This window comes from Pontiella agarivorans (genome assembly GCF_034531395.1).
Classification (GTDB): domain Bacteria; phylum Verrucomicrobiota; class Kiritimatiellia; order Kiritimatiellales; family Pontiellaceae; genus Pontiella; species Pontiella agarivorans.
In genome coordinates this window covers 44,735-57,604 of sequence record NZ_JARVCO010000004.1, presented here as the reverse complement: position 1 = coordinate 57,604, position 12,870 = coordinate 44,735, and the positions used below count along the sequence as shown (strand labels likewise).

Below are 12,870 nucleotides of genomic sequence, written 5' to 3'. Positions count from 1 at the left end.
TCCAATGCAGAAAATTTCAGGTAGTTTATCAGGTGTTTCAAAGGAGGGAAAATGAAGGGATTGTTTATTGCCGTGTCAGCTCTGACGGTATATTCGGCCTCAGCCGGGATTGTGTTTGAGGATACGTTTGAAGGAGATGCCGTGGGGGCGATTCCGTCAGCTGTGGAGTGGACGAACACAGAGGGAATGAATATTGCGGAAGGTGTTCCGCTGGGTACCAGGTGGCTGGAGATGAAGTCCGATACCGCCTGGTCTTTTGGAGCGCTGAATCCGCCGGATGCGGCGGTAATGACGCTTTCATTCGATGCCTATTTCGGGAGTGCGGCCTTCGGGGACGGTTATCTTCGGATGAATATGAAGGGAAACTACGGTGTTTTGAACCGGTTGGACTGGGGGAAAAGCTGGGACATGCGTAAAGGCAGTGAATTTGCGCTGGATACCGTTCAGCACGTTGATGTGGTCATGAATATGAGCGGATCGCCGGTGACCTATGATGGAAGCAGTCTGGCACACGATGAATTTGCTGTATGGATCGATGGAACCCGGGTGCTTCAGGATGCCATGGATCAGAGCGGATCGGAAACGAACACGGTGATTTCAGATATTGGAATGTGGATGAACGCAGGCAGTGCTTCTTCCGCGGTTTACATCGATAATGTGACGGTTCGTGATGAAGCCTATGTTTATGAGAAACCTGCTCCGGCGTATTATCCTCATACCGATCCGGAGAATACGGGGAACTGGGTTTTGCTCGAAGCCGTCAGTGATGAATTTGAAGGCACTCATCTCGACGAAACCAAATGGCAGATCTGCGGTCGGGATGGCGTTTACTGGAATAATCAGTTTTCAGGCCGCTCATATTCCACGACGAATGGCGATAACTGGGATACCGGTTGGGAATACAGTCCGGATAACCTGCAGGTGACCAATGGAATGCTGAAGATCAGAACGGAATACGATCCCTCTTTTAACTGGGTGAACGATCCGTATGGATATAACGAATTCACCACGGGCGGGATGTGGTCGAAGGCGCTCTCCGGCGAAACCGGATATATGGAAATCCGATGCAAACATCCGGATGCGAGTACGGTTGCGGCATTCTGGACGACAGCCGGGCCTGAAGGTCCGGCCTGTGAGATTGATGTTTTTGAAGCCATTGGAAGCCCGTCATCCAATTATTCCCGAACCAATAAAATGTGGTCATCACTTCATGACTGGTCGAAACCGATCCCCAACTCGCCGTGGACTGAAACCACAGAGCTTCCTTTTAACTTCAAAGACGGCTTTCACACCTATGCCGCGGAGTGGGACGAAGAGAACCTGAAAATCTATGCCGACGGACAGCTCATTCATTCAACGACCCGCAGCTGGGTGGAAACCAATGGCATTCATTCAACCCAGTGGCCTTTGCCGGGCAGTCAGCATATCTGGGCGGATGCAGAGATCTTTCCGTGGTGGGGTACCCCGGATCCATCCAGTCTGCCGGCGGAATTCGAGGTTGAATATATCCGGGTCTGGGAAAAAGGCACTCCGACTGCATGGCATAATTTTGCAGAGAAATATCTGCTGAGCGGGGTGAAAACCAATCACTCCGATTCTGACCGGTTGAATGACTGGGGGGAATATGTATTCGGGGGAAATCCCACCAACGGGGATGATTTCGGTGTTCTGCCGTCATTTGATGTGGATACCGGTGAGTATAGTTTCAGTCTGATTGGGGATGACTCGGTGGTTGCCCGGATCGTCAGTACAACCGATCTGAAACAGGGTCCGTGGATTACGAATAATACGGTATGGGTGTCTGCAACAAATGGAATGCTCAATTCCTACGCTCATACGTTCGGAACGGACGGCAAAAATCTATTTGTGAAGTTGGAAATCGATTAAGTCGGTTGGGCTTGACTGCGAAGTGCAGTGCAATGACGGCCTTCTTTATTGCGGGAATCACGGTGTTCGCTGTCGGCGTGAAAGTTCATTTTCAATGACAATACCGGTGGAAGTGGAATCGCCGGCGAAATAAGGAGAAGAGATGAAGAAGAGAAGAATGATTATACCGTCGGTTGCCGTTTGCATGTTACTGGTGCAGTCGGTTTCGGCGGAGCTTATATATTCCAATAACTTCGATACTGAGGCCCTGGGCAATGTGGGTGCAGTCGGAGCGGGGGTTTCGGCTTTCGGCGATGTCGGCGGCCCTGGAGCGGATGCCAATGTGGTGGCTGGCAATGCAAATTTTGCCTCACAGCATTTGGAGATTTCGTCACGAAGCGATAATGGAAGTTATGGATTTGCTCTGTTTGACGGCGGCGACGGGGTGACTCCGAATCCTGGCTGGAATGCGGTAACCACATTCAAATTCGACTTTCGCATGAATTCGGCAACGTTTACGAATGGCCAGTTTCGGTTGCGGGGTCGTGATGCATCTTATGCCGGTACCGGTACCGATGATACCGCACGGTTTGATATCAGTGCGGGGGATGTGTCATTTGATACGGTACACACCATAGAATATGTCATCAATAACAGTACCTCCGATGCGGACGCTCCGAGTGTGGGCGGGACGATTTCTGCAGGCAGTTATGCAATCTACATTGATGGTTCGCTTGAAGCCGGCGGAAGCAATTTTACGGCTGCCGATAACTCGGCCGTGGATTATCTGACGCTGTGGGTACGCGGTGATACTGTCGATGTTGCTCAAGGGGTCGTACAGGTGGATAATTTTGAAGTGCACGCCATTCCGGAACCGGCCACTTTGGGACTGGTGGCGGCCTTTGGCGGAGCGGTACTCTTCATTCGCCGCCGTTTCACCATGTAATCCGTTTTTTCATCATCACACGCAGGCCTCCAGAGGTTGGAAATTTCCAATCTCCGGAGGCCTTTTTTATACTCGTTTTGTGACGGCGCAGTTCGGGAATACTCTGTTGAGCCGGATCGTCGGTAAGGGCAGGACACCGTGGCCATCGGCCAATGCTCCGGCGTCCTCCTTCTCCGCAGTGCAGTTCAGGCAAAAAGAAGTGCAATTAAAGCGGATTCTATTGCAGGAATGACTATGTGCCCCCTTTCAGATCCGGGTCATATTCAAGATGTTGTGAGAGAAGGGAAACTCTGAGAGGTGAGAGGGAACATGAAAAAGAGCAACGTCAAAAAAGGGAATGGGGTGGTGAAAGGTGCCCCGAGTGGATTTGTAATCAGTATTGCGATTCATGCGGCAGCCTTCGCGCTGGCCGGTATGCTGGTGGTGTTCAACGTTGTGAAGAAAGAGGAGAAGAAGTTTATACCTCCCAAGCCGGTCGACCGTCCGAAAATGAAGCTGAAAAAGCCGAAAGTGAAGGTGAAGAAAAGCACCAAGCCGAAATCCACTACCCGTATTGTCACTAAAGTGCAGAAAGCGAGTATGCCGGACATTCAATTGCCGGAAATGAGTGGTATCGGGGAAGGTCTGGCCGGAGATATCGGGGGGTTTGATATGGCTCCGGATCTGGAAGAGGTCAGCTTCTTCGGATCGGAGCATTCGATCGGGAATGACTTTGTCGGTACGTATTATGATATGAATCGTGACCGTAGTGGAAGAGCGGTCCCGATGGATCCCGATACCATGGCCAATATTGTGAAAAACTTTCTGATCAAAGGCTGGAAAAGCAGTGTTTTTTCCAGATATTACCAAGCTCCGAAGAGGTTGTTTACCACGCATTTCTGTGTTCCGACCGAACTCTCCACGTTAGGTCCTGCCGCTTTCGGTCAGGAAGGGGGAGCTTCCTGGTGCTGGCTGGCCCACTACAAAGGGCAATTGGTTTATCCTGAAGATATCCGTATCCGTTTCTGGGGGCAGGGGGATGACTATATGATTGTTCGGGTTGACGGGGAGGTTGTCCTGCTTGCAACCTGGCCGCAAGGTCCGGAGCCCTATCTGATTTCACTGTGGGATTCTGACTCTGTGGATAACCGTAAATATGCCATGGGCAATAACCTTTCGGTGGTTGGAGATTGGATTGACCTGAAGGCCGGAGAGCCGCTGGATATGGAGGTGTTGATCGGTGAGGGCGGCGGCGGTTTGTTCACCGCCATGCTCTGTGTGGAGGTTGAGGGTGAAGAATATCCAAACAATCCTTTCATGCTGGGACCGACGCTGCCGATTTTTAAAACCGAAGAGTTGAGTCAGGACATGGTGGACTCCATTCACTTTATGCTGGCCGAAGGCGATGCTTCGGTAACCAACGGACCCGTTTTTAAAGATTATTAATCGATAGGGTGCATTCGTGATGAAATATAAACGTACATTATTGGTTCTGAGTGCTGCGCTGTTTTCCGGTTCTGTTTATGCGGAGGTCCGTATGTGGACCACATCGGAGGGAAAGACCTTTGAAGCGGAATATGTTCACCGTCTTGGACCTACGATTGTTTTAAAAACAGCAAAAGGGAAACAGGCTAAAGTTCCTTTGAGCGGGTTGTCCGAAGAAGACAGAGCGTATATCCAGCTGGAGCAACCGCCGGAGTTTGATATCGAATTTATCCGTATCAGTGAAAAAGTTCCCGAACCGCCTCCGACTCCATTTGTGGATCTGGTATTTCCCAGTCGCAGTTTTGACTGGACCTTTGGAGTGAGGGTGAAACAGAAAGACGCAAAATTTGACTACGGACATCAAATTTTCATTGAATACTATGCTATGGGAAAAGAAGTCGGCGGCGATCATTATGTTTTTCTGAGTAAGGAAAAAAGCAGTTTTACGCCGACCAAAGAAAATCAGGGCATCTATTCCTTTCGGGCCGATGATCCGGTACGGACTCAAACCAAGGCGCTCACCGATCAGGCTTCACTCCGCGGGACTGAGTATGAGGGGTATGTAGTTATTTTAAGAGATGAGCGCGGAGAAATCATTCAGTACGAAGCGTCGAAAAAAATATTTTTCGCCCACATTGAAAATATAAAAAAGCTTCACTACCCGAACCGGTTCAATGACGAAGGGGTGCGTGTGGCGGCCTCACGGCCGAAAGAGGTCATTGATAGGGGCAATCCCTGGTTGTTCAAATAGAGGTTTTATCCAGCGGGAGACCGCGATTCCGGACGGGTAGACATTCTCATCTCAGCAACAGCTTCCAGCCATTGGAGAAATCCGATGGTTGGAAGTTTTTTTTGCACAGGAGTTCTGCGAGGAGTGTAATGGGTGATACATGAATTACAAAAATCTCGGTTATCGGATGTGTGTTGATATGTGAAATTGGGCGGTGTCAGATAGAGCGAAGCCCGAGAAAAAGGAGGAGGGAATGCTTGATTTTATAAAGTTATCCGGGGTCGGTCTGGCTATGTTGGCCGGCAGTGCTTCATGGGCCCAAACTACGATTATCGGTGGAACGCGGGGTAATGGAAATTTCAACGGTAACGGTGCGTCGGCCGGTTCCGGGATTACACTGACCTATGCAGAAACGCCGCATTGGCATCATGCGGCGGGCGATGAATCCTGGAATTTTGTTTTTACGTCGGGGATGATCGGCAGTGACGACTCTTCATCGGGCGGAGCCTATACCTTTCATAATCGGCTGACGGTGAATGATATGGGGTACACGATTGCGGCTGCAGGTGAGACGTTTTCGCTGTCGTATCAGTTCGGTGCCGGCGGCGGAGAATCGAACTGGGAAAGCGGCAATGATTTTCTGCGGGCCTATCTGTTTACCACGGATGCGCCGGTGGACGCTTCGCTGACTTCGGGGAGCATGACGCAGATTGGTGAAACGGATGATTATTCCATAAACCGGGCGTTGAACGGCCAGTGGACTTATCATACGAACAGTGCTCTTTATACCAGCACTGCGGCGGATATCGGGAAAACCGTGTATCTTGCCTTGGTGTTTGTGGATGACGGGTCGGGCACAGGAAATCCCCGGGTGGAAAATATAATGCTAACCGTTGAAGGCGGGGTTGCGAATCCTCCAATCGAAGCAGGGAAAACCGATTGGGATGTATATGTTGAGCAGTATGGGCTGAGCGGGTATTACCTTGCGGATGCTGATAAGGACGGGGTTTCGGACCGTATGGAGTTTGCGCACGGAGGAAATCCGACTAATCCGGCGGATGCGGGGCAGCTTCCCGAGCTCGCGGTAAGTCATGCCGCTGTGGATTTTTTCAGTCTGGAAGTTGCCGGTACGAATACAGGTATCCACTACACCGCGGAATGGACCGATAATCTGATAACCGGGAAATGGCAGCGGATCTGGGCGGCGACCAACCGTGAATCTTCCGATACACCGAACTATAATCAAGTGGTCTATCAGAAAAACGGCGGGATGGAAGAAGGGGGCTTTTTCCGGAACCGGGTGTTTCCGCCATCATCGAGACCGAATATACTGCTCATTCTGGCCGATGATCTAGGCTATGCGGATGTCGGTTTCAACCATCCCTATTCGGGGCCGAATCAAAACAATGCCTATAATGGGACGGCACAGGTTTCCACACCCGAACTTGATCGACTGGCTGATAACGGCACCATCTTCACGTCGGCGTATGTCGTGCATCCGTTTTGCGGGCCGAGCCGCATGGGCCTCCTTTCCGGTCGCTATCCACATGATTTTGGCGGACCGTTCAATCTGCCGGATGACAGTTCCGGTAATTACACCACCCAGGGTATCAGCACGAATGAGGTGCTGCTCAGCAGTATGTTGCAGGATGCGGGCTATTACACCGGACTGATGGGAAAATGGCACCTCGGTCAGGAACCCGAATTTCACCCGAACAATCGCGGATTTGATGCGTTCTACGGTTTTCTCGGAGGCGGTATTCTCTATTGGGGCCCCTACCAGGCCAGTGGCTGGGATTACCTGCGTTATCCTCAGTATAACGGAGTGGCGGACACTTCACTTGGATCGGAGGATCACATTACCGATGTGCTGACCGATAAGGGGATTGATTTTATCGAACAGGCGGTTGCTACGGCGGATCCTTTCTTTCTGTTCATGTCCTATAATGCACCGCACTCCATTATGGTGGATGGACGCAATGATCGTGATCAGGCCAAAGCGGAAGATCTTGCGGTTTTTGCCGACGTGCCGGATCGCTATAGAAGAAATCTGCTCGGGCTGATCCGAGGCATGGACCGCGGTGTCGGGCAGCTGGTACAGGCGTTGAAGGATACCGGGCAGTATGAGAATACGCTGATTATTTTTCTCAGTGATAACGGAGGCCGTTCGGACGAGGTTGGCGGCTGGGGCGATAACGGCGTACTGCGCGGTCGGAAAGGTGACGTAACCGAGGGCGGGTTTCGCGTGCCGATGTTTATGCATTGGCCGAATATGATTCCTTCCGGTGTGACGTATGATTATCCGGTAACGGCGCTGGATTTTTATCCCACCTTTGCCCGTCTTGCGGGAACGGAGATTCCCGTGGGTCAGGAGGTGGCGGGGAAAGATCTGTGGGATACGCTGATGGCGGCTGAACATTCCCGGCCCGGCGAGCCGATTTATACGGTAACCTATAGTACAACGGCCGCCAGTGTCGGTATCCGGCAGGATCAATGGAAAGCGCTCAGGATCGGTAACAGCAGTTGGGCCCTTTATGACGTAGCCAGTGATATCAGCGAAACCGTCGATGTCAGTGGAGCCAATTCCGCGGTGCTCAGCAATCTGGTTTCTGAAGGTGCAAGCTGGAGTTCCTCTCATGTGCAGCCGCTGTGGTGGAATAATCCATCGCAGGAAACGGACTGGAAGAACAACAGTATGCCGCATTACGAAACGGTATTCGTCCTGCCGTAACGCGTTCATATGTCGTTCCGAGAGTGGCCTGTTGCCGGATTCCATACATTGGGAATTTGCAATGCGGCAAAAAGGCGGGCGCCCCGGATAATCCGGGGCGCCCGCGGGGTGTTCCATTCGGAACGTTTGTTTCAGTTTTCCTCTTTTACTTTTTCTTCTCTTTCTCCTCTTTCCAAACTCACTCCTCTTTGGCGGCCTTTGCGTCACTGATGACTTTCGAGGCCAAGTGAGCCGGTACCTGCTCGTAGCGGGCGAAGTCCATTTCGAACGAGCCCTGTCCGCTCGTAAGCGAGCGGAGTTCCGAGCAGAATCTGAACATTTCAGCCTGCGGGACATCTGCATTGATGACCTGCAATCCGTCCTCGGGACCCATTCCGAGAATACGGCCGCGTTTCGTGTTCAAAAGTCCTGAGATGTCACCCATGAATTGATCGGGCACAACTACTTTTACGGTCATGATCGGTTCTAGCAGAACCGGCGATGATTTTTCAATCGCTTCGTGTAACGCTTTTGAGCCGGCAATTTTAAATGCGACTTCGGAGGAATCGACGTCGTGGTAGGAGCCGTCGTAGAGTTCGACCTGTACATTAATCACTTTTGAACCAACCAGCGGGCCGTTTTGGAGACCTTCCACAAAGCCTTTTTCGCAGGCGGGAATAAAACCGCCGGGGATGGCACCGCCGACGATTTTATTGAGAAACCATTTGGGCTCCTCTTCGGATTTAGGGCGGATGCGGATATAGCATTCTCCATACTGGCCGCGGCCGCCGGACTGTTTCTTGTGTTTGTAATGGCCCTCGCCGGAACCCGTAATGGTTTCCTTATAGGCGACTTTCGGGGTGTGGTGCGTCATGTCCACATTGGAACGGTTTTTAATGTGCTCGAGCGTGACCTCAAGATGCATATCGCCCATACCCCAGAGTACCAGTTCGTGCGTTTCGGTATTATGCTCGAGACGGATGGAGGGATCTTCGTCGGTCGCACGGTGCAGGGCCTGGCCGATTTTGTCGGCGTCGGCTTTGTTTTTCGGTTCCACTGCGTAGGCGGTGACAGGCGAGGGGAAGACAATCGGTTCGAATTTAATACTGGAGCCAACTGCACAGAGGGAATCATTGAGAAAGGTGTTCTTCAATTTGGTGAGGGCTACAATATCGCCGGCCTTGGCCTCCTGCGCTTCGGTTGTTTTTTTGCCGTCGACGTACAGAATGGCGCTGATTTTTTCCTTCTGATCTTTAACGGGATTGTAGACTTCCATGCCGGGTTTCAGCACACCGGAATAGATGCGGATGAAGGTCATCTGACCCACGAATGGATCGTTGAAGCAACGCCAGATCTGGGCGGAGAAGGGCTGGTCTTCGTCGGCCGAAATTTCATTGCCCTCGGCACAGCTGACGGGATAGTCGTGCGGGGAGGGGAAGAGGCGGCTGATGGAATCCATGGTTTCCTTTACGCCCATATCGGCTTTAACGGAAGTGGCGAATACCGGAATAAGATGCGCGTCGTGAACGGATTTGCGCAGACCTTCGGAAAATTCGTCGGCACTGAGTTCTTCGCCGTTGAAATATTTTTCGATGAGAGCATCGTCGGTTTCGGCGGCGAGTTCGATGAGGTGGTCTTTAATCGATTTTACGCGTTCTTTGAGTTCGTCGGGGATTTCGCTGAACGGGGTGTTGAGAATATCAACGGCTTTGCCGTCGGACGTGGGCAGCACCATCGGAATGCAGCGCTCATCGCCCCAGCGCTCTTTGATTTCCATCAGCATATCATCAAAACTGGTGTCGTCTTTATCGAGGCAGGTAATGGCAATGCCGCGGGGCAGGTTTCGTTTTTCTGCAGATTTCCATGCGCGCTGTGTGCCGACCTGGATGCCGGCGGCGGCATCGATGGTGATGAGTGCCGCATCAGTAATTTCGGCGGCGCAGATTTTATGGCCGATAAAGTCGGCAAAGCCGGGCGTGTCGATCATGACGAGCCGGCGGATTTTTCGGGATGCTGCGGTGTAGACGCCATCGAAGGGTTTGGCCCAGATGGTCATACCATGTGTTTTTTCTTCCTCGGTCCAATCTGCCACACTGGTACCGTTTTCCGGAGAACCCACCCGATCAACCTGACCGAGCTTGAACAGGATGCTGTCGATCAGTGAGGTTTTCCCGCTACCCGTGTGGCCCATTAGAGCGAAGTTGCGGACGTTATCAATGGGAATATTTTTCATATTTCCTCTCCGGTTGGTGTTTGCCTCCCCGGTCCTCCTAGCCGCCCCCGCGGCTTCTGAAGCGGGATGCTTCAAAAAATACCGAAGTGTACATTTTAATCAAATCAAATCCCGTATGACCTGATGCCTTTTCAATGTTCAGATGAGTTGCAATGAAACGCGGGCAGCTTCTATGGTGTCCCGCCCATGAATAAAAAGAATTCCAGATTTGAACTGATGGCGCCGGCGGGGTCGTATGCTTCGCTGGCGGCGGCGATCCGCGGCGGGGCGGACTCGGTCTATTTCGGGGTGGACCAGCTTAATATGCGTTCGCGCGCGGCGAGCCCGTTCACGCTGGACGATCTCAGGCGTATCGCGCGCATCTGCCGGTGGTGCGGAGTGAAGTCGTACCTCGCGCTGAATGTGATCGTTTATGACGAAGAGCTTGAGATCATGCGGACCCTCTGCGACGCGGCGAAAGCGGCGAACCTGTCGGCGATTATCGCGTCCGATATATCGGCCATTGAGTATGCGCATTCGATCGGGCTGGAAGTTCATATTTCGGTGCAGGCGAATATTTCGAATATCGGTGCGGTGAAGTTTTTTGCACGCTATGCCGACGTGATGGTGCTGGCGCGTGAACTGACGCTTGCGCAGATTGCGGCGATCCGGAACGGGATTATCAAGGATGATGTCCGCGGGCCCGGCGGCGAGCCGGTACAGCTTGAGCTGTTTGCGCACGGGGCGCTGTGCGTGGCGATTTCCGGCAAGTGTTATATGAGTCTGGGCTGCTACAACCAATCGGCCAACCGCGGCTCCTGTTTTCAGAACTGCCGGCGGGCCTACCGGCTGGTGGATGTGGATACGGGCGATGAGCTGGAAGTGCAGAACCGATATATTATGTCGCCGAAGGACCTGTGCACCCTGCCGCATCTCGACAAACTGGCGGAGGCCGGCGTGACGGTGTTCAAGCTGGAAGGGCGTGCGCGTACGGCGCAGTATGTGAGCACAGTGACCAAGGCGTACCGCCGCGGTCTGGATGCGGTCGAAGACGGAACGTTTGAGCCCGAACATTTCCAACCTTTGGAAGCAGGTCTGGCCGAGGTGTTCAATCGCGGCTTCTGGGACGGCGGCTATTATTGCGGTGAAAAAATGGGCGAGTGGGCGGCGAGCGGCCATTCGCAGGCGACGCACAAGCGCGTTGAGCAGGGGCTGGTCACCAATTACTTTGCGAAAATCGGCATTGCGGAATTCAGGCTTTGGCAGCACGAGCTGAAGCCGGGGTGTGAAATTCTGATCGAAGGACCCACCACCGGGGCTGTGCAGTTTAATTTGAATGAGCTGCGCGTCGATGGAAAGCCGGCGGACCGTGCTGTGAAAAATGACATGGTGACGTTCAGGGTTCCTGAAAAAGTCCGCCGCAATGATAAGGTCTTTCTGTTGCAGCCGGTTGTGGCTTGAGCTCAGCGGAGCTTAAGGTATTGAAAGCTGAGGGGGTCATTCTCCCTGCGGTTGATCAGGCATGGAGGGCTGCGTTTCTCTAAACAGCATTTTCAGTTCATCAAGGCGGTGGGTGATTATGTAATCGTGGAAGATCTGGATGAGGCCCTGGCGGGCGAGGGCGGACTTATAGACTTTTGCGGTGTGGTCGGGGCCGAAGAGGGTGTAGGCGGTTTGGCGGATGATGCTGTTGCCGGGTTCGGGCGGGAGTTGATTGAGGTCGAAGGAATTTTCCGTGGCGGCCCGGAAAGGGATGAGAATATTCGTGATGATGGCGTTGGCGCGGGCCTGGCCGACGAGTGCGGTGGGTTTGCATGGGGTTTTCCAGCTGATGTGGGTGTTCCAATGGTTGGAGGCTGACGGAGTCAGTTTTTTAAAATTGTCTTTAAAGTCAGCGATGTTAAATGCGTAGTGGGCGGCGGCCATTAATCTTCTGACGGGATGGTTGGCGGGGCGGATACCGGCGAGGGTCCAGTCGGATTTATTCAGGGTGCGTTCATGAAGTTCGTCGGCTTGTTTCCACCAGAAATCCCAGACGGAGCGTATGAAGGTTCTGGAAGCGGGGGTCCATTGCGGGTCGGGGTTTTTGGGCAGGAGGCCGGAGAGTCCGAGGAGCAGGGCATAGGCCTGGTCGGGGGTTTCGGCGAGGGATTGCAGACGGGCGGGAGGCAGGAGGGCGGCGAGTTTGCGGAAAGGGGCTTTGTTGTTTTTATAGCCGAGGCTGGCCATGAGTTCTTCCCAGAGGACCTGTTCGGGATCGCGGGATTGCATGGCGAGAGCGAGGCGTTCGGCTTTGAGTAGGAGGCGTTCTTCGCCGGCGGCTTCGAGAAATTCGGTTTTCCGGTCGGGGTCGATGCCGTGCAGGGGGAAGTCGCCGGCGGGAATGGAGTAGGGGAAGGCGGCGGTGTCGATGTTTTCGAAGGAGAAGTGTGGGTTGGCGGCGAGGGTTTCCTGTAGGGGAATCTGGATAAGGCCGGGAATTTCCAGGCCCTGGAAGTAGACGATGTGGAAGCGGACCTGATCGAAATTTGGATCGTGGGCGTGGCCGTGCTGTTTCCAGCCGTTGGGGTGGATGTGAATTTCGAGGTCACCGGTGATGCGGCGTTTTTCCTGGCCGATGAGCAGGACCGCGTTGAGAAAGTCGGGACCGGGTTCGAGATTCCAGTGGCCGGGGTGTTCGATGGTAACCGGCTCACCATCGGAGGTTGTGAGTTTGGCGGGGCGGTTCCGGGAGTCGGCCCAGAGGCATTGGAGGTGGCGTTCGCGCCAGGGAAAGCGGCCGAAGGGAAGGGAGGATTCGTGTACGGCATCGGCGGTATTCCCGTTTCGGTAAAGTGCCGACCGGGGGAATACGGTTTCCAATGTCTGGAGGCTTAGACTCATTTGCGCAGAATAAATAAAACTTATAAAGCTGGCAATGGGTTTAATGGTAAAAGCGTTGA

At 53.0% G+C, this 12,870-nt stretch carries 8 protein-coding genes; 6 read left to right on the top strand and 2 right to left on the bottom strand.

Annotated elements, in window-relative coordinates:
• Positions 1-51 precede the first annotated feature (51 nt).
• The 5 genes from P9H32_RS03965 to P9H32_RS03945 all read left to right on the top strand — a co-directional run bounded on the left by P9H32_RS03965 (position 52) and on the right by P9H32_RS03945 (position 7,737).
• Positions 52-1,887, top strand: a complete 1,836-nt coding sequence (locus P9H32_RS03965; RefSeq protein WP_322607575.1) for a glycoside hydrolase family 16 protein — start codon at positions 52-54, stop codon at positions 1,885-1,887.
• A gap of 142 nt (positions 1,888-2,029) precedes the next feature.
• Positions 2,030-2,812 carry a PEP-CTERM sorting domain-containing protein gene (locus tag P9H32_RS03960; protein ID WP_322607574.1) on the top strand — a complete coding sequence of 261 codons (783 nt, stop codon included), beginning with the start codon at positions 2,030-2,032 and terminating at the stop codon, positions 2,810-2,812.
• Between the two features lie 309 nt (positions 2,813-3,121).
• On the top strand, positions 3,122-4,237 hold the full coding sequence (locus P9H32_RS03955) for a hypothetical protein (protein ID WP_322607573.1): 1,116 nt from the start codon (positions 3,122-3,124) through the stop codon (positions 4,235-4,237).
• A gap of 19 nt (positions 4,238-4,256) precedes the next feature.
• Entirely contained in the window at positions 4,257-5,027 is a 771-nt protein-coding gene (locus P9H32_RS03950) for a hypothetical protein (RefSeq protein WP_322607572.1), read from the top strand.
• A gap of 232 nt (positions 5,028-5,259) precedes the next feature.
• Positions 5,260-7,737 carry a sulfatase family protein gene (locus tag P9H32_RS03945; protein WP_322607571.1) on the top strand — a complete coding sequence of 826 codons (2,478 nt, stop codon included), beginning with the start codon at positions 5,260-5,262 and terminating at the stop codon, positions 7,735-7,737.
• A 178-nt stretch (positions 7,738-7,915) separates the two neighbouring features.
• Here the strand turns inward: P9H32_RS03945 and fusA are convergent, their stop codons facing one another.
• Positions 7,916-9,949 (bottom strand): elongation factor G, encoded by a 2,034-nt coding sequence (gene fusA / locus P9H32_RS03940; protein ID WP_322607570.1) that lies wholly within the window; start codon positions 9,947-9,949, stop codon positions 7,916-7,918.
• Between the two features lie 186 nt (positions 9,950-10,135).
• On the opposite strand from fusA, the gene P9H32_RS03935 reads away from it, so the two are divergent.
• Positions 10,136-11,389, top strand: coding sequence for a peptidase U32 family protein (locus P9H32_RS03935; protein ID WP_322607569.1), 1,254 nt, complete (start codon positions 10,136-10,138; stop codon positions 11,387-11,389).
• Between the two features lie 36 nt (positions 11,390-11,425).
• Here the strand turns inward: P9H32_RS03935 and P9H32_RS03930 are convergent, their stop codons facing one another.
• On the bottom strand, positions 11,426-12,811 hold the full coding sequence (locus P9H32_RS03930; protein WP_322607568.1) for a DUF2851 family protein: 1,386 nt from the start codon (positions 12,809-12,811) through the stop codon (positions 11,426-11,428).
• Positions 12,812-12,870: the final 59 nt, after the last annotated feature.

What these genes read in the sequence shown, in the direction of transcription:
- P9H32_RS03965 (WP_322607575.1), top strand. Translation starts at nt 52, where the DNA reads ATGAAGGGATTGTTTATTGCCGTGTCAGCTCTGACGGTATATTCGGCC.
- P9H32_RS03960 (WP_322607574.1), top strand. Translation starts at nt 2,030, where the DNA reads ATGAAGAAGAGAAGAATGATTATACCGTCGGTTGCCGTTTGCATGTTA.
- P9H32_RS03955 (WP_322607573.1), top strand. Translation starts at nt 3,122, where the DNA reads ATGAAAAAGAGCAACGTCAAAAAAGGGAATGGGGTGGTGAAAGGTGCC.
- P9H32_RS03950 (WP_322607572.1), top strand. Translation starts at nt 4,257, where the DNA reads ATGAAATATAAACGTACATTATTGGTTCTGAGTGCTGCGCTGTTTTCC.
- P9H32_RS03945 (WP_322607571.1), top strand. Translation starts at nt 5,260, where the DNA reads ATGCTTGATTTTATAAAGTTATCCGGGGTCGGTCTGGCTATGTTGGCC.
- fusA (WP_322607570.1), bottom strand. Translation starts at nt 9,949, where the DNA reads ATGAAAAATATTCCCATTGATAACGTCCGCAACTTCGCTCTAATGGGC.
- P9H32_RS03935 (WP_322607569.1), top strand. Translation starts at nt 10,136, where the DNA reads ATGAATAAAAAGAATTCCAGATTTGAACTGATGGCGCCGGCGGGGTCG.
- P9H32_RS03930 (WP_322607568.1), bottom strand. Translation starts at nt 12,811, where the DNA reads ATGAGTCTAAGCCTCCAGACATTGGAAACCGTATTCCCCCGGTCGGCA.